Raw genomic sequence first — 17,695 nt, 5'->3', positions numbered from 1 at the left:
GCGCGAACGGGCCCGATTTAGCGGACTGCGCTTATCGCCGCAGCAGCTTGAGCCCGTTCGCGACGACGATCAAGCTCGCACCGGTATCGGCAAACACGGCCATCCACATCGTTCCGAGCCCCGCGAGCGTCAGCGCCAAAAAGACCCCCTTGATCGCTAGCGCGAAGGCGATGTTTTGAACGAGCACGGCGTACGTCGAACGCGATAAACGCACGAATGCAGCGATCTTGCGCAGGTCATCGTCCATGAGCGCCACGTCAGCGGTCTCGATCGCTGCATCGCTGCCCATGGCTCCCATTGCAAAGCCGATTCGCGCACGAGCGAGTGCGGGCGCATCGTTGATCCCATCGCCCACCATGCCGACCGCGCTGCCGTCGGCCGCCAACGATTCGATGGCCCGCAGCTTGTCTTCGGGCAGTTGATCGCCGCGTGCATCGTCGATGCCAACCTCTCTGGCGATCGCACGCGCCGTGTGCGTGTTGTCGCCGGTCAGCATCGCCGTGCGAATACCCAGGTCATGCAGTTGCGCGAGCGCGGCGCGACTCGTCGGTTTGACGGTGTCCGCCACCGCAAAGAGCGCAAGCACCCCCGCCTCGTCCATCAACAAGACGACCGAGCGGCCCAACTGCTCGAGCTCCTGCGTTCGCATCTCAAGGGCGGGGGACATAAGGCCTCGTTCGCGAGCGAGCCGCGCGTTGCCGAGCCAAAAGCGCGCCCCGTCGATCTTGCCCGTCACGCCTCGCCCCGGCAAAGCCTCGAAGCTATCGACGGCAGGCACCCCATCGACCGAAGCGGAAGCAGCCGCCACGGCAACGCCCGGCGCATGTCCCTCATCGTCGCCCTGCACGCGCGCGAGCGCGGCGGCGCCGGCAATCGCGCGCGAGACCGGGTGATCGGACCGCCCCGCGAGGGCGGCCGCCATGCGGCGGCAGTCACTGGACGACGCGCCGGCCTGCGGTTCGAAGTCGGTTTGTGCCGGTGCGCCTGTCGTAATCGTGCCGGTCTTGTCGAAGGCCAGCCAAGCGAGCTTGCGTCCCTCTTCGAGATAAATACCGCCCTTGATCAGAATCCCGCGACGCGCAGCGGCGGCCAGCCCGCTCACGATCGTCACCGGGGTCGAGATGACGAGCGCGCACGGGCAGGCAATGACGAGCATCACGAGCGCACGGTAGACCCATTCGCGCCATGCGCCGCCTGCCACCAGGGGCGGGGCAACGGCCACGAGCAACGCACAGGCGAACACGATCGGCGTATAGACGCGCGCGAAACGATCGACGAAACGCTGCGTGGGTGCGCGATTGCCCTGCGCCTCTTCGACGGCATGGATGATGCGCGCGAGCGTCGTGCCCTCGGCCGATGCGCTCACGCGGAATTCGAACGAGCCGGCCTCGTTGATCGTGCCGGCGTACACGGCGTCGCCGGGGCCTTTATCCACAGGCAAGCTCTCGCCCGTGATCGGCGCTTGGTTGACACTCGATTGTCCGACGACGATCTCACCGTCAAGCGCGATACGTTCGCCCGGCGCGACCCGCACGCGCGCACCGATCGGCACCGCCTTCGCTTCGACGCTTTCCCAGCTACCGTCGCCGCGCTGAACGGTTGCGTTCTCGGGCGCCAGTTTCATCAAGGATTGGATCGCGTTGCGCGCACGATCGAGCGACATCGCCTCGATTCGCTCGGCGAGAGCGAACAGCACCATCACCATCGCTGCCTCGGGCCATTGACGCAAGGCCATCGCCCCAGTAACGGCAATGCTCATCAAGGCGTTGATATTCAGATTGCCGTTTCGAATCGCGATCCAGCCTTTGCGATAGGTGCCAAGGCCGCTCAGTGCCAGCGAGAATCCGGCGAGGCCGCCCGCCAGCCACGGCGAGAGATCGAACCACGTCGCCGCTTCCGAGACGAGCGCTGCGGTCGCAGCCAACGCAAGCGGCCACCAAGGGCGAGCGGGCTCCGTGACCGGCTGCGCGGTCGACGCGGGATCGGGAAGCTCGGGTATAAAACCGAGCGAGCGAATGGCGTCGAGTATTGCCGGCTCCGCGCCCGGCGCATGGACGACCGTGAGCGTGCGCTGCATGAGGTTGAAGGACAGACTAGCCACCGCGGCCATGCCGCCGAGCTTGCCGCGTATCAGCGCCTCCTCCGTCGGACAATCCATCTGCATGATGCGGATGCTGGTTTCCGTACCGTCCGCGCGTTTCGCGGACGCGGGCAGCGGCACAAGCGTAGCCGCCTCGTGCGCGCAGCATCCCCCATGCTCGTGCTCGTGCTCGTGCTCGTGCTCGTGCTCGTGCTCGTGCTCGTGCTCGTGCTCGTGCTCGTGCTGATGCTGATGCGATTGAGCATGTCCGCAATCGCCGGATGGCGCAGGCCGATGAGGTAGCGCTGCGCCTTCATGGCAGCAATGCGAGCGATCACTGACTACGGTAGCGTCATGCTGCCCGTTGGCGGCGAGTGGCTGGTGTGCGCGATGCGATCGCGTCATGGGTAATCCCTCGAAAATCCATTGGAGTACAGTAAACACCTTGTAGCCACTCCAAGGTCAACCCACGACCGCAGCGAGCATCCCATGAAAATCGGCGAATTGGCGAAAGCCGCCCATTGCACGACCGAAACGATCCGCTTCTACGAGAAAGAGGGGTTGATGCCGGATGCCGAGCGCACCGATGCGAATTACCGGAGCTATGGTCCGGAGCACATCGAGCGTTTGCGTTTTATTCGCAATTGTCGCGCGCTCGATATGACGCACGACGAAATCCGCATGCTGCTGCGCTTGATGGATCGCCACTCCGAACGGTGCGAATCGATCGACGCGCTGCTCGATGCCCACATCGGCCATGTCGATACGCGGCTAGCCGAACTCGAGCACCTCAAAGCACAGCTGATCGAGCTGCGCGTGCAATGCAACGGCGAACGCACTGTCGATGCGTGCGGCATCGTGCACGGGCTGTCCGCGATGGAAACGCAACCTGCACCGGTCAAGCGAACGCACGTCGGTTGAGCCACACGCCGCGAGTTCAGCGGGCCCGCCGCCAAACCATCAAAAAAACAAAGCCCCGCCGGACTTTCGTCCGCGGGGCTTAGAACGCAACGCGCTTGAAGCGTTGCGCTTAGCGATGCGCGACTAGATTACTTCGCGCCAACGCTTTGCAGCGGCTTCCACTCGCCGTTTTCGGCCTTGTAGATCGTGATGCCGCCGTTCTTCAGATCGCCGTGCTCGTCATACGAGAGGTGCGTCGTCGTCACGCCGGGCATATCCGTCTTCGCGAGCACCGGCAGGTACTTCGCCGGATCCGTCGAGTTGGCCTTCTTCATGGCCGTCAGCAGCGCCATCGTGCCGTCGTAAGCGTACGGCGAGTACGTTTCGACTTCCGTGCCGAACATCTTCTTGTACTTCGCCACGTACTGAGCACCGCCGGGCATGTCCGACAGCGGCAGGCCTGCGAGCGATGCGTACGTGCCGTCGGCAGCGGGGCCGGCGATCTTCAGGAAGTCAGGCGTGTGCAGCATTTCGCCGCCCATCAGCGGAGCCTTGATCGCCAGCGACTTCATTTGCTTGGCCATCGGTGCAGCTTGCGAGTCAGCGCCGCCGAAGTAGATCAGGTCAGCGTTGGCAGCCTTCAGCTTCGTCAAGATGCCCTTGAAGTCGACGGCCTTGTCGTTCGTGAATTCACGATCGACGATCGTTGCGCCGGCAGCCTTCGCAGCCTTCGCGAACTGATCGGCCAAACCTTGGCCGTAGGCCGTACGGTCGTCGACGATCGCGATCTTCTTCATGTTCAGGTTCTTCACCGCGAACGTGCCCGCGACCGACCCTTGCTGCGTGTCGGACGTCATCATGCGGAAGGTCGTCTTGTAGCCTTGTTGCGTGTACTCCGGCGCCGTCGCCATCGCCACCTCGGGAATGCCCGCGTTCGCGTAGATGCGCGATGCCGGGATCGTCGTGCCCGAGTTGAAGTGGCCGATCATGCCCTTGATGCCGTCATCGACGAGCTTTTGGGCAACCGTCGTACCCGTACGCGGGTCGGCTTGGTCGTCGGCGGCGTCGAGCACGAACTCGACTTGCTTGCCGCCGATGACGGGCTTCGTCGCGTTCATGTCGGCGATCGCGAGCTTCACGCCGTTTTGGAAATCGGTGCCGTAGTGCGCTTGCGCACCCGTCATCGGGCCGGCGAAACCGATCTTCACTTGTTCAGCTTGCTGTGCGTTTGCGGTCCCCACCAGCGACATTGCCGCAACGAGCGTCGCGCCTGCCAGCGTTTTCATTTTGTGCTGCATAGCTTCTCCTAGATACCAAGGTAGTTGGAAGCGGCTTCGGGGTCGCCGCACCGCTCCCGCTTTTGAATCCATCGACAAGGGTTGCTCAGCCGATCGTCATCAAATTTGCATTGCCGCCCGCCGCAGCCGTATTCACGCTGACGGAGCGCTCCGTCAACAGCCGTTCGAGCGCATAGTCTTCGTCACCGTTTTCCAACGCGCGCGTCGAGACGCCCTGCACTGAAACGATCGGCCCCGGACGCTTTGCCACTTCTCGCACGAGGGCGAGCAACTCGTCGCTATCCCCTTCGAACAGCACCGCGTCGACGCGTGCCTCGCCGCCCTTTTGCATGTCGGCGAAAGCCTTCAACTGCGCAGGCAATGCCGCGACGAGCGCCTCGCCGGCCGCCCCCGAGAACAACGCCCGGTTACCCGTGGCGAGCACCGCGGCGAACTGCGCACGCGCGCCGCTTGCCGTGGAAGGCACGCAGGATACCGTGCCGCGCGCGCCGAGCGTATAGGTATTGCGCTCGCCCGTCGGACCCGGCAACACCGCCGTGGCGCCGGCAGGCATATTTGCGAGATAGCCGTCGCAACGTGCCGCGATGGCGGGCTGGCGATCGGCGATGAGCCAGTCGCGCAGTGCCGTCAGCGCCGCACGCGGCGAGAGCGGCGCATCGCTCTTTTCCGGCTCGCTCGCACCGTCGGCGATCAGCGAGGCCGCCAGCGACTTCGGCAAACCGGACGGACGCTTGGCCAACAAGCGTTGCAGATAGAGCGCGCCGCCGGCCTTCGGCCCGGTACCCGACAGCCCTTCGCCACCGAACGGCTGCACGCCGACGACGGCGCCGATCACGTTCCGGTTGACGTAGATGTTGCCGACGTGAGCGCGCGAGATGACATGCGCGATCGTTTCGTCGATCCGCGTATGAATGCCGAGCGTGAGACCGTAACCGGTCCCGCGGATTTGCTCGAGCAGCTTGTCGAGGCCGCTGCGGCGATAACGAATCACGTGCAACACCGGACCGAACACTTCGCGCTTGAGCTCGTCGATACCGTCGAGCTCGATCAGCGTCGGCGGCACGAACGTGCCGTGGGCGCAGCCTTCGGCCAGCGGCAGTTGCGTGACGGCGCGACCCTTCTCGCGCAGCGCGGCTACGTGCGTGTCGATCGTGCGCTTGGCTTCGGCGTCGATGACGGGACCGACGTCGGTCGACAGACGATCGGGGTTGCCGAGCGCGAGCTCGTGCATCGCGCCTTTGAGCATCGTCAGCGTGCGATCGGCGACGTCGTCTTGCAGGCAGAGCACGCGCAGCGCCGAGCAGCGCTGGCCGGCCGAATCGAAGGCCGATTGCATGACGTCCGCGACGACTTGCTCCGCGAGGGCCGACGAATCGACGATCATCGCGTTTTGACCGCCCGTCTCCGCGATCAGCGGAATCGGCTTGCCGTCCGGATCGAGGCGATCGGCAAGCGTCTTATTGATGAGGCGCGCGACTTCCGTCGAGCCCGTGAACATGACGGCGCGCGTACGCGTATCGCCGACGAGCGCCGCGCCCACCGTCTCGCCGTCGCCGGGCAGCAACTGCACGGCGCCTGCCGGCACGCCGGCTTCGCGTAGCAGACGCACGGCCTGCGCCGCGATCAACGGCGTTTGCTCGGCGGGCTTGGCGAGCACGGTGTTGCCTGCCGCGAGCGCGGCGGCCACTTGCCCCATGAAGATGGCGAGCGGGAAGTTCCAAGGGCTGATACAGACCACGGGGCCCAGCGGACGATGCGTGTCGTTCGAGAATTCCTCGCGGATCTGTGCCGAGTAATAGCGCAGGAAATCCACAGCCTCGCGAATTTCGGCGATCGCGTTCGACAGCGACTTGCCGGCTTCGCGCACGATGAGGCCCATGAGGGTATGCATCTGCGCTTCGAGCAGATCGGCCGCGCGCGCCAGACAATCGGCACGCGCATAAACGGGCGTGGCTTGCCAGATCGGCGCGCTGGCGACGGCCGCGGCCAACGCCGCGTTCACGTCGTCGCGCGTCGCTTCGACGACGGTACCGACGACGTCGCGGTGGTCGGCCGGGTTGCGCACGACGTGCTCGCTGCGACCCGCGGCGCTCGATGCGGCCAACTCGCCGCTTTCGAGCATCGGCGCGGCGCGCCACGGATGATGGGCACTTGCGAGCAACGCCGACGAGAGCGAAGCGAGGCGATGCTCGTTCGAGAGATCGAGGCCCATCGAATTCAGGCGCTCGCTACCGAAGAGATCACGCGGCAACGGAATTTTCGCGTGCGGGGCGCCGAGCGGCACGATCTTCGAGGCTTCGTCCACCGGATCGGCGACGAGCGAGGCGACGGGCACCGTCTCGTCGGCGATGCGATTGACGAACGACGTGTTCGCGCCGTTCTCGAGCAAGCGGCGCACAAGGTACGCGAGCAGCGTTTCGTGCGTGCCGACCGGCGCATAGATACGGCACGGACGATTGAGCTTCTCGCGGCCGGTCACTTCCTCGTACAGCGGCTCGCCCATACCGTGCAGGCATTGGAACTCGTACTGTCCGGGATAGTAGTTCTGACCCGCGAGGTGATAGATGGCCGCAAGCGTATAGGCGTTGTGCGTGGCGAACTGCGGGTACACCGCGTCCGGCGCGCCGAGCAACTTCTTCGCGCAAGCGACATACGAGACGTCCGTGTAGACCTTGCGCGTGTAGACCGGATAGCCTTCGAGCCCGTCAAGCTGGGCGCGCTTGATTTCGCTGTCCCAGTAGGCGCCCTTCACGAGACGCACCATGATGCGGTGACGGCTGCGGCGCGCCAGATCGACGACATAGTCGATGACGAACGGGCAGCGCTTCTGATACGCCTGCACGACGAAACCGATCCCGTTCCAGCCGGCCAGTTCGGCGTCGAAACACAAGGCTTCGAGCAGGTCGAGCGAGAGTTCGAGGCGGTCGGCTTCCTCGGCGTCGATATTCAAGCCGATGTCGTAGCGGCGCGCGAGCACGGCAAGCGAGCGTACGCGCGGCAGCAATTCGGTCATCGTGCGCTCTTGTTGAGCGCGCGAGTAGCGCGCATGCAAGGCGGAGAGCTTGATGGAGATGCCAGGGCCTTCGTAGATGCCGCGGCCGCCGGCAGCCTTGCCGATAGCGTGGATCGCTTGCTCGTACGATGCGTAGTAGCGTTGCGCGTCTTCCTCGGTGGTAGCCGCTTCGCCGAGCATGTCATACGAATAGCGGAAGCCTCGCGCTTCGTACTTGCGGCTATTCGCGAGCGCTTCCGAAATCGTCTCGCCCGTCACGAACTGCTCGCCCATGAGGCGCATCGCCATATCCACGCCCTTGCGGATCAGCGGCTCGCCGCCCTTACCGATCAAGCGCGTCAGGGCCGACGAAAGGCCCGCTTCGCTGTTGGTCGTCACGAGCTTGCCCGTGATCATGAGCCCCCAGGTGGCGGCGTTCACGAACAGCGACGGCGCATGGCCGACGTGCGACTTCCAGTCGCCCTTGCTGATCTTGTCGCGAATGAGCGCATCGCGCGTCGCGCGATCAGGAATACGTAGCAGCGCCTCGGCCAAGCACATCAGCGCAACGCCTTCCTGGCTCGAGAGCGAGAACTCGTGAATGAGCCCCTCGACGCCGCCGCCCGTGCGCTTGGCACGCAGCGTCTCGACGAGCTTCGTCGCCATCTTGCCGACGTCCGCCGCCAGCGGTTCGGGCAGGCGCGCCTCGCCGATCAGGAACGGTACGCACTCGGGCTCGGGCCGGCGGTAGGCGGCCGTGATCGCCGCGCGCAGCACCGACTGCGGTTGCACGTTTTGCGCGAAATCGAGGAACGGATGCGGCGCGCCGTCGTCCTCCTGCTCCGCGCCGGAACCCTCGCCGAGATCGCCCAGGCTCGAGACGCCCGACAACTCGGGGGGCAATTGCCCATGTTCGATCTTTTCGAGATACGCGAAGATCGCTTGCTTGATGAGCCAATGGGGGGTGCGCTCGAGGCGCGCGGCAGCCTCTTTGAGGCGGGTGCGGAGGAGGTCGTCGACTTTGACGCCGAGAGTTGTACTGGCCATGATTCCTTCGATCGCCGGCAATTGCGCCGGCCGATGACTAAAAAGTTGGCGGAATCGTACGCCTCCCAATAAAAAGGTGCAACCAAAATCCCGTTGCGGTTGCACCCCATTGAAACCCTTTGCCGACAAGGGTTGCCGGGAAACCGGCACGGGTCCGGCTGCGCCGGTTGCGCTCGGTGTTTTCCCTGACGCGAAAAGGTTCTATCGGCCCTACGCCAAGGCTGAGGAATGCCGTTAACGCAGGAAAGCGTTCTAGCGCACGGTAAGCGCCGGAAAAGGAGAGGCGAAATGGAAAAGTGGATCGTAATCGGCGGTGTGTGGACGATGGCCGTGGTGTGCCTTGCGCTCTTCGTGCGAGGCGCGTCGCCGGCCCATAGCCGCGCGGTGGCATTGGCCCGCGTGCGTCAAGCCCGGCTCAAAGCCGAGGCGGCTAACGATGCGCTCGTCACCGAGCGCGGATGACAAGCGGGCCGAACCGTCCGCTAACAACAAGGGAGCGACTGCCTCGGATGCGCAAGGACGCAACCGAGCGACAGGGGCGCCGGGCACGGGTTGTACCGCTTGCCTGACGACAATCGCATGAATTTCAGATCGCACCCACCTCGAGGCCTGACATGATTTGCTCGAACGAAAGCCGCTCGTCTGCCCGTACTAGGCTGACCGGCCAACGCCGCCGCGGCCCATTCGCCGCCTGCGCGCGCCCCCTCACCTCGCCCGCGCCCAGCTACTCGAACCGCGTGCGCACGCATGCTCGAAACGCGCGCAGCCGATTGCGCTACTGAACGGTCTAGCTCTTTCCCGTGAAAACGGTGCGTCGTTCACCGACGTGCCGGTCCTGCCTTTCTGCGCCTGCCGATCGATCTGTTCGATCAAATGTCGAGCGGGTCGACTTCCACGCTCCAGCGCAACACACCCTTTAGCGTCCGCAATATCGGCTGCCAAGCCCTGAGCGTCGCGAGCAACGAGGCGCGCGAGGCGCTTTCGACGAGCAACTGCGCGCGGTGCACGTTGGCCACTTTGACGATCGTCATCGGCACCGCGTCGTACACGGTCACGCGTTCCGCGAAAGGGATGCCGGTCAATGCGGCGCCGGCTTCGGCGAGAAACGCCAAGGCAGCCTCGAGCGTACGCCCCTCGGCCCGCAGCAGCGCTTGATAAACGAAGGGCGGCAATCGGGCATCGCGCCGCTCGGCCAGCGTCGCGTTCGCAAACCCGACGTAGTCGTGACGCCCCAAGGCGTGATAAAGCGCATGCCGCGGATAGCGCGTTTGCACGAGCACTTCGCCCGGCAGCCCGGCTCGGCCGGCACGCCCGCTCACTTGCATCAGTTGGGCGAATAGCCGTTCGCCCGCCCGAAAGTCATGCGAGAACAGCGCGGCATCGGCGTTGAGCACCCCCACGAGCGACACGCGCTGGAAGTCGTGTCCCTTCGCGATCATCTGCGTGCCCACCAGGATATCGACCTCGCCCGCATGCACGTTCGAAAACAACGTCTGCGCGCTGCCTTTGCGCCTCGTGCTGTCGGCGTCGATCCGTAGTACGCGGGCGCCCGGCACGAGGGCCGCCAAGGTTTCCTCGACACGTTGCGTCCCGCGGCCGAGCGGCGCGATGTCGACGTTGCCGCACTCGGGGCAAGCACGCGGCACGCGCGATTCCCAGCCGCAGTGGTGACAGCGCAGCGTATGCTCGCTTTTGTGCAAGACGACGTAGGCGCTGCAACGGGGGCAGCCGGCCAGCCATCCGCAGGCATCGCAGGCGAGCACGGGCGCATAGCCGCGACGATTCAAGAATACGAGGCTTTGCTCGCCGCGCTCGAGCCGCGCCTTGAGCGCGGCGACGAGCGGTCCCGAGATGCCGTCGACGCTGCCCCGCCCTCGGCGCCGCTCTTCCTCGAGATCGATCAGCCTCACAGACGGCAATACGGCGTCGGCCACCGCACGCCTAGACAGAGAGAGACGCCGATAGCGGCCCTGCTCGGCGTGCCACCAACTTTCCAGCGACGGCGTAGCGGAGCCGAGCACGACGGCGATCCCACGCTGCTTTGCTCGCCAAATCGCGAGGTCGCGTGCCGAATAGCGCAGACCTTCTTGCTGCTTGTAGGCGGGCTCGTGCTCCTCGTCGACGACGACGAGCGCGAGCGCGGGCAACGAAGCGAGCACGGCCAGGCGGGTACCCAGCACGATCCGCGCGCGGCCCGTGTGCGCGGCGAGCCAACTGCGTGCGCGCTCGCCGTCGGCCATGCCGCTATGCAAGGTGACGATCGCCTCGCTTCCCGTCAACGCCGCAAAACGCGCGCGGAATGCCGCCTCGAATTGCGGCGTGAGGTTGATTTCGGGCACGAGGACGAGCGCTTGTGCCCCCGGCGTGGCCTCGAACAGCCGTTCGAGCGCACTCAGGTACACCTCGGTTTTGCCGCTGCCCGTCACGCCGTGCAGCAGAAACGGCGAGAACCCCCGCGACGCGGCGATTTCGTCGACGGCTTGCGTTTGCTCGTCCGTCAGCGCCGGACGTGCAACGGATGCGGTTGCACCGTCGTCGCCGTCTCGCTCGCCGTATCCGGATTGGCCCTCGAAGACGCTGCCTGGGCCTGCTTCGAGTTCGACCTCGACCCAACCTTGTTCCTGCCAGTCGGCCAGCGTGACACTCGCTTTCGAGTGCAGCGTCCGAGCCTCCGAGATCTCGAGCGTGCGGCGCTGCGCCAGCGCCTGCGCGAGCCGGCGCAGCGCCGCCGCGCGTGCGGGCAGCGCATCGGGCAAGGCGGCACGGCCGGCGCTCGTCAGCCGAAAGCGCGGCTCGGCGGCGAATAGCCGCGGCCAGCGTGCCGGATCGCGCAGCGCCTGCGGCAATGCCGGCAATGCGACCTCACCGAGGGAGCGTTGATAGTAATCGGCGGCGAACGAGACGAGCTCGAGCCATTCCGACGACAGCGGCTCACACTCGCTGCATGCCGATTCGATGTTTCGCACGCGCGCGGCCGGAACCTCGCTGTGAGCGCTCACTTCGACGACGAGACCAACGACGCTGCGCTTGCCGAACGGGACGGCTACCAGCGTGCCGGGCGCAGGGGCCGGGGCGGGACAGCGGTAATCGAAGAGCGTCGGCAGCGGGTGGTCGAGCGCGACGCGAACGAAGGTCTCGCTCATGACGAACGGCCCCGGCGCGGAGCGCCTAGCCCCCCGATGCGTCCGCCTAAAACGCGGCGCGGTCCGGACGGCAAGAACTTAAAGTGAAACATGAGATTCGCCGCTAACCTCCGGATCTCGCTCGACTTTGCCGACCGATCGCGACCGCCTGTGGATAACTTTGTTGAAAAGTAAGTCGACGGAACCGAAAAGAGGCCGCCCCGCTGACATTCTGTGGGAAAACGCACATTTCTCCCTACGGTCGCAAAGCCTTGCCTGTCAAGGCCCTGCCCCGGGAGGTACATGCTTTGCATGACGCAGTCAACCACCATTCGCTCTACCGCGCCGCAACGAGAGGAATGTGCATAAGTCAAGTCTTGACAATTGCAAGACGACCCGGCGATGCCATCCGCCGGGCAACTCGCTCCCTAGACCGAGAGCCCAGCCGGTTGCATCGCAACAAAATCGGCACGTTACTGCGCGCCGCCGCCTGAACGCATGGCTCGGCTATAGGTGTGCACTTCGTCGACCAGTTCGGCGACGTGCTCCGGTGGAGCGAATTGCGAGATTCCGTGGCCCAGGTTGAAGACGTGCCCCGGATGATTGCCATAGCTGTCGAGCACCGCGCGCGCTTGCGCGCGAACGGCTTCGGGCGGCGCAAAGAGAACCGACGGATCGAGGTTCCCCTGGAGCGCGACGCGCGAGCCGACGCGCTCCCGTGCGCGCGCCAGATTGACCGTCCAGTCGAGGCCGACGGCATCGACGCCGCACGACGCGATCTCGTCGAGCCACAGGCCCCCGCCCTTCGTGAACGTGATGACCGGCACGCGCTCGCCGTCGTGCTCGCGCACGAGGCGCCGTACGACCGCATCGATGTAATGCAACGAAAAACGCTGAAATATGCCGTCGGCGAGCGCCCCGCCCCACGTATCGAAAATCATGACGGCCTGAGCCCCGGCTTCGATCTGCGCGTTTAAGTAAGCCGCGACGGACTCGGCGTTGATTTCGAGGATCCGGTGCATCAGATCGGGGCGGGCGTACAGCATCGATTTCACGGTGCGGAAGTCGTCCGAGCCCGCGCCTTCGACCATGTAGCAGGCGAGCGTCCACGGACTACCCGAAAAACCGATCAGCGGCACGCGCTGGCGGCCCTGCGCGTCGGTCAGCGCGCGCCGGATTTCCTTCACGGCGTCCGTCACGTAACCGAGCGTGGCTTCGATATCGGGCACGCGCAGCTTTGCGACATCCTGCTCGGTGCGCACCGGATGCGCGAAACGGGGACCTTCGCCGGCCGCGAAGGACAGGCCGAGCCCCATGGCGTCGGGCACCGTGAGGATGTCGGAAAAGAGAATCGCGGCGTCGAGCGGAAAACGCTCGAGCGGCTGCAAGGTCACCTCGGTGGCGAAATCGGGGTTCTTCGCGAGCCCGAGGAAACTGCCCGCGCGCGAGCGCGTGGCGTTGTACTCGGGCAGATAACGGCCCGCCTGACGCATAAGCCAAATGGGGGTGTAGTCAGTCGGCTGGCGCAGCAGCGCGCGCAAGAAGGTATCGTTGAGCAGGGACGAGGGCACGTGGATCAACCGGGAGGCAAGGCGAAAGAGACCGCCATTTTACCGGACGCGAGCGCGGCAATCGCGGCGAATACCGGTCTTCGGGTCTGAACGGCCTGCGTCATTTTGGTACGGCTATCATCGAGCGACGTGACGGGTCCGGTTGACCGGGTGCGCATCCGAAGAACATAGGAGACATCGAATGAACAAGAAATCGTTGGTCCGGACGCTGATCGGTACCATTGCGCTCGCGGCTTGCGGCACCGGCACGGCGTTCGCGCAGACGGGCGCGGCTGCTTCGGCCGCCGGTTCGGCGAATTCGCGGCTGGACGCCGTTCTCGCGCGCGGCACGCTGCGCGTCTGTACGACGGGCGACTACAAGCCGTACTCGTTCCTCAAGTCCGACGGAAAATTCGAAGGCATCGATATCGATATGGCCGATTCGCTGGCTAAGTCGCTCGGCGTACAGATCGAATACGTCAAGACGACTTGGTCGAACCTCATGAACGACTTCCTCGCCAAATGCGATATTGCGGTGGGGGGCGTCTCGACCACGCTCGAGCGCCAAAAGCACGTGTTTTTCACGCAGCCCTACATGATCGACGGCAAAGCGCCCATCACGCGCTGCGCCGATGTCGACAAATACCAAACGCTCGCGCAAATCGATCAACCGGGCACGCGCGTCATCGTCAATCCCGGCGGAACGAACGAGCGCTTCGCGAAGCAATACTTCACGCACGCAAAGCTGACCGTCTATCCCGACAACGTCACGATCTTCAAGCAGATCCTAGAGGGCAAGGCCGATGTAATGGTGACGGATGCTTCGGAGACGCTGCTTCAGCAAAAGCTCAACCCCGGGCTGTGCTCGGTGCACCCCGACAAACCGTTCCAATACGGGGAGAAAGCGTACATGCTGCCGCAAGGGGACGTGACGTTTCAGCAGTACGTCGATCAGTGGCTACATCTGGCGCGCGAGACGGGCCAGTTTCAAGCGATTTCGGATAAATGGCTTAAATAACGAAGGGCCGAGGGTGGCCTGCGCCGGACCGACGGGGCCGGCGCTTGGCTGAGTCTCATTCGGGCACGCGCGGGGATGGTGCATTCGCGCGATGCGTCGCGCCGAACAGCCGCTCGTGCTCGACCTTCACGCAGACGTTCATGGCCACGTCGAGGCCGGCCGCGCTCGCGCGCTCGGCGGCCGCCTCGTTCACGACGCCGACTTGCATCCAAAGCGATTTCGCACCGATCGCGATGGCCTGGTCGGCGACGTCCGCCGCCTGCTCCGGCCGGCGAAATACATCCACCATCTCGATGGCGGCGCCTTCCTGAGCGAGCGCATGCGCCGCATCGGCGAGCGAGGCATAGCATCGTTGACCGAGTACGCCGGCGGTATCGTTCGCGTAGGCTGGGTTCACCGGCACGATACGGTAGCCGTGCGATTGCATGTAGGCAGCCACCGAATGGCTCGGTCGATAGGGGTGCGTGGACAAGCCCACGACAGCAATCACCCGATCACGATCGAGGATGCGTTTTAGGATATCGGGCTCGTTCATTGTATTGCTACATCGATTGGTAAAAATTATCGCCGCGTGCAAGGTACGGTCAAAATTCGCGCGCGATGTCTCCATGGAATCGGCATCTTAAGCCGTCTATTGCGCAGACGAAACCGCTTCCCACTATTTTTTGTATAGAATATTGGTTACGCATTCGAGGCACATTTCTTTTCGTCTCATTAATCGGAAATACTGACGTAATTCCGACCGACAACAAGTAAAAAATCCCGCAACGCCTTATCTGACGGGCGTTACAACCTGAAACACTTTGTTACCGCGTGCCTTTCTCAATTCGCCCACAATGGCCTTCAACGGTTTCAACACGGATGTGCCGGCGCTTGGGTTGTTGCAAAATGATTGCAGCAAAGCATGGGCTGATTGGCTACCGAATGGTTTCGGGCATCTTTGTTGGAGTCGTTGTCGCTAGCAGTGGACGTTGTGACTGTGCGGCGGCTCCTTCGTTGGTCTCCTCGCGCTAACCCCGTAGCGTGTGGTTTTTAGCGGGCTATCAAGCCCGCTTTTTTTTTGCGATCAGGAGTTGGCGCTTTAGCGCCTTACTCCTGTCTCATGCAGAGCAGTCGGCCGCAGTTGGCGCTTTAGCGCCCGACTCCTGTCTCATGCAGAGCAGTCGCTCGCAGTTGGCGCTTTAGCGCTTACTACGAGCCCGTGCAGCGCAGTCGATCAGGAGTTGGCGCGTCAGTGCCCGACTCCTGTCCCATGCAGCGCAACCGGCCGCGTACGCTCAAGCGCTCCCCGGCTCCCCTTCTTTCAGTTCGCCGATCATCCGTTCGCGCATCACGAACTTCTGCACCTTGCCCGTCACCGTCATCGGCATCTCGTCGACGAAGCGGATATAGCGCGGCACCTTGTAATGCGCGATCTGCCCTGCGCAGTACGCTTTGATCTCCTCCTCGGTGAGCTGCTCCCCAGGCCGGACGACGATCCAAGCGCAAACTTCCTCACCGTATTTTTCATCGGGCACGCCGAAGACCTGGACGCTTTGAATCTTGGGATGCCTAAATAAAAATTCTTCGACTTCGCGCGGATAGATGTTCTCGCCGCCGCGGATCAACATATCCTTCAAGCGGCCGACGATATTGCAATAGCCCTCGTCGTCGATCGTCGCGAGATCGCCGGTATGCATCCAGCCATCGGTGATCGCTTCCTTCGTGCGCGACTCGTCGTCCCAATAGCCGCGCATGACCGAATACCCGCGTGTCCACAACTCGCCCGTTTCGCCGACGGCCACCGTGTTGCCCGACGGGTCGACGATCTTCGCTTCCAAGTGAGGTGCGATCCGTCCCACCGTCGACGTGCGCTTATCGAGCGGATCGTCGGTCGCGCTTTGGAAAGAGACCGGGCTCGTTTCCGTCATCCCGTATGCAATCGTGATTTCGGAAAGGTGCATGCGCGCCACGACGCGCTTCATCGTCTCGATCGGACACGGCGAGCCCGCCATGATGCCGGTGCGAAGCGTCGATAGGTCGAACGATGCGAAGTCGGGGTGATCGAGCTCGGCGATGAACATCGTCGGGACGCCATGCAGTGCCGTACAACGTTCTTCGGCACACGCAGCCAATGTGGCCGCGGGCTCGAACGCCTCGCCGGGAAACACCATCTTGGCCCCCACCGAGACGCTGGCGAGTACCGATAGGACCATACCGAAGCAATGGTAGAGCGGCACCGGAATGCACAGCGCATCGTCTTGCGTGAGCCGCATCGCCATCGCGATATAGCGTGCGTTGTTGACCACGTTCCGATGCGTCAGCGTGGCGCCCTTCGGGTTGCCCGTCGTGCCGCTCGTGAACTGAATGTTGATCGGATCGAACGAGGAAAGCGTCACATCGATCTTCGCCGGATCGATGTGCTCGCGCGCAACGCGCCCGGTTTCGATCAAATCGGAAAACGTCGTCATGCCCGGCGTCACCGTGTCGCACATCCGCACGACGAGACGCAACTGAGGCAAGCGAACCGCGCGCAGTTCACCCGGCTCGCACTGCGCCAACTCGGGAGCCAACGCTTGCAGCATTTCCACGTACTTCGAACTCTTGAAGCTTTCGGCTGTGACGATCGCGCAACAGCCCGATTTGTTCAGCGCGTACTCGAGTTCCGCTAACCGGTAGGCGGGATTGACGTTGACGAGAATCGCGCCGATACGTGCGGTCGCAAACTGCGTCAGCAGCCATTCGGCACGGTTCGGCGACCAGATGCCGACGCGATCGCCGGCCTTGATGCCGGAGGCGGCAAAACCGGCCGCGAGCACCTCGACTTCCTCGGCGAATTCGCGCCACGTCCATCGAATGCCTTGCTCGCGGAACACGACGGCGGGCCGATCGGGAAAGCGGGCGGCCGTTTCGTTCAACAGTTGACCGATCGTCGCTTCCGACAACGCGATGTCAGTCGCGCCACGTACGTACGAGCGCCCGTCGATCGGCGCAATGAGCGCGCCTTGCTCCGATTGCTGAATCGCCATCTCGCTGTCTCCGCCATGTAAGAAAAATTTGCCGATCGATTGTGCCACCTGCTGCGGCTGGCCCACATCAAGTCTTACCCTCAGAAAACGCAAAAGACGAAAAAAAACGCCGCTAGGCTCAGGCCTAGCGGCGTTAAACATCCTATTAGTCGTCTTGTTCTGGCACAAAATTGCCCGCCGCAACGCGACGGACAACCTGTGACGCGCTTTCTTTAGTGGCTTTGCGAGCGCAATTTGCGCAGGCGAGCGATCGCCGCGAGCTGCGCGGTCGCATAGGCCAACTCGGCTTGCGCCGTCGCGTACTCGATGTTCGAGCCCGAGTTCTGCATTGCTTCCTCGGCGAGCTTGCGAGCCTGCTCGGCCTTCGCTTCATCCAGGTCCTTGCCGCGAATCGCCGTATCGGCGAGCACGGTCACGGCGCCCGGTTGCACTTCGAGAATGCCGCCGGCAACGAACACGAACTCTTCCTGGCCGTTTTCAGCCTCGATGCGTACCGCACCGGGACGAATACGCGTGATGAGGGGCGTGTGACCCGGCAAGATACCGAGTTCACCGGCCTCGCCCGGCAGCGCGACGAACTTCGCCATGCCCGAGAAGATCTGCTCTTCCGCGCTGACGACGTCTACTTTGATGGTTGCCATATCGATTCCTGTGCAAGCCTCGGTTGAGCGTGATGCGTG

11 protein-coding genes are annotated in these 17,695 nt (G+C 63.9%); 3 read left to right on the top strand and 8 right to left on the bottom strand.

Features of this window, described 5'->3' with window-relative positions; genetic code table 11:
• Positions 1-31: 31 nt before the first annotated feature.
• Positions 32-2,485: a heavy metal translocating P-type ATPase gene (locus AB1286_RS11695; RefSeq protein ID WP_430363439.1), complete on the bottom strand. Its 2,454-nt coding sequence runs from the start codon at positions 2,483-2,485 to the stop codon at positions 32-34.
• An 84-nt stretch (positions 2,486-2,569) separates the two neighbouring features.
• On the opposite strand from AB1286_RS11695, the gene cadR reads away from it, so the two are divergent.
• Positions 2,570-3,001 (top strand): Cd(II)/Pb(II)-responsive transcriptional regulator, encoded by a 432-nt coding sequence (gene cadR / locus AB1286_RS11690; RefSeq protein WP_430363438.1) that lies wholly within the window; start codon positions 2,570-2,572, stop codon positions 2,999-3,001.
• A gap of 128 nt (positions 3,002-3,129) precedes the next feature.
• Here cadR and AB1286_RS11685 read toward each other — a convergent pair whose 3' ends face one another.
• Both AB1286_RS11685 and putA read right to left on the bottom strand, forming a co-directional pair.
• Complete coding sequence (locus AB1286_RS11685; protein WP_430363437.1) at positions 3,130-4,278, bottom strand: branched-chain amino acid ABC transporter substrate-binding protein; 1,149 nt, start codon at positions 4,276-4,278, stop codon at positions 3,130-3,132.
• An 85-nt stretch (positions 4,279-4,363) separates the two neighbouring features.
• Entirely contained in the window at positions 4,364-8,317 is a 3,954-nt protein-coding gene (gene putA / locus AB1286_RS11680) for a trifunctional transcriptional regulator/proline dehydrogenase/L-glutamate gamma-semialdehyde dehydrogenase (RefSeq protein ID WP_430363436.1), read from the bottom strand.
• Between the two features lie 288 nt (positions 8,318-8,605).
• Between putA and AB1286_RS11675 the strand changes: the two genes are divergently transcribed.
• Entirely contained in the window at positions 8,606-8,779 is a 174-nt protein-coding gene (locus tag AB1286_RS11675) for a hypothetical protein (protein ID WP_430363435.1), read from the top strand.
• Positions 8,780-9,186: 407 nt separating this feature from the next.
• Here the strand turns inward: AB1286_RS11675 and AB1286_RS11670 are convergent, their stop codons facing one another.
• On the bottom strand, positions 9,187-11,460 hold the full coding sequence (locus AB1286_RS11670; protein ID WP_430363434.1) for a primosomal protein N': 2,274 nt from the start codon (positions 11,458-11,460) through the stop codon (positions 9,187-9,189).
• Between the two features lie 452 nt (positions 11,461-11,912).
• Complete coding sequence (gene hemE / locus AB1286_RS11665) at positions 11,913-13,010, bottom strand: uroporphyrinogen decarboxylase (protein WP_430363433.1); 1,098 nt, start codon at positions 13,008-13,010, stop codon at positions 11,913-11,915.
• Between the two features lie 181 nt (positions 13,011-13,191).
• Here hemE and AB1286_RS11660 point away from each other — a divergent pair, with 181 nt between their 5' ends.
• Entirely contained in the window at positions 13,192-14,007 is an 816-nt protein-coding gene (locus AB1286_RS11660) for a transporter substrate-binding domain-containing protein (RefSeq protein ID WP_430363432.1), read from the top strand.
• Positions 14,008-14,062: 55 nt separating this feature from the next.
• Here AB1286_RS11660 and AB1286_RS11655 read toward each other — a convergent pair whose 3' ends face one another.
• From AB1286_RS11655 to AB1286_RS11645, 3 genes are all read right to left on the bottom strand, one after another.
• Positions 14,063-14,542 (bottom strand): CoA-binding protein, encoded by a 480-nt coding sequence (locus tag AB1286_RS11655; protein ID WP_430363431.1) that lies wholly within the window; start codon positions 14,540-14,542, stop codon positions 14,063-14,065.
• 742 nt (positions 14,543-15,284) lie between these two features.
• Positions 15,285-17,015: an AMP-binding protein gene (locus tag AB1286_RS11650; protein ID WP_430363430.1), complete on the bottom strand. Its 1,731-nt coding sequence runs from the start codon at positions 17,013-17,015 to the stop codon at positions 15,285-15,287.
• Between the two features lie 212 nt (positions 17,016-17,227).
• Positions 17,228-17,656, bottom strand: coding sequence for a F0F1 ATP synthase subunit epsilon (locus AB1286_RS11645; protein ID WP_102644242.1), 429 nt, complete (start codon positions 17,654-17,656; stop codon positions 17,228-17,230).
• Positions 17,657-17,695 lie beyond the last annotated feature (39 nt).

Origin of the sequence: Trinickia sp. NRRL B-1857 (assembly GCF_050470685.1) — a bacterium.
Lineage (GTDB): Bacteria > Pseudomonadota > Gammaproteobacteria > Burkholderiales > Burkholderiaceae > Trinickia.
This window is presented reverse-complemented; position numbering and strand designations above follow the sequence as displayed.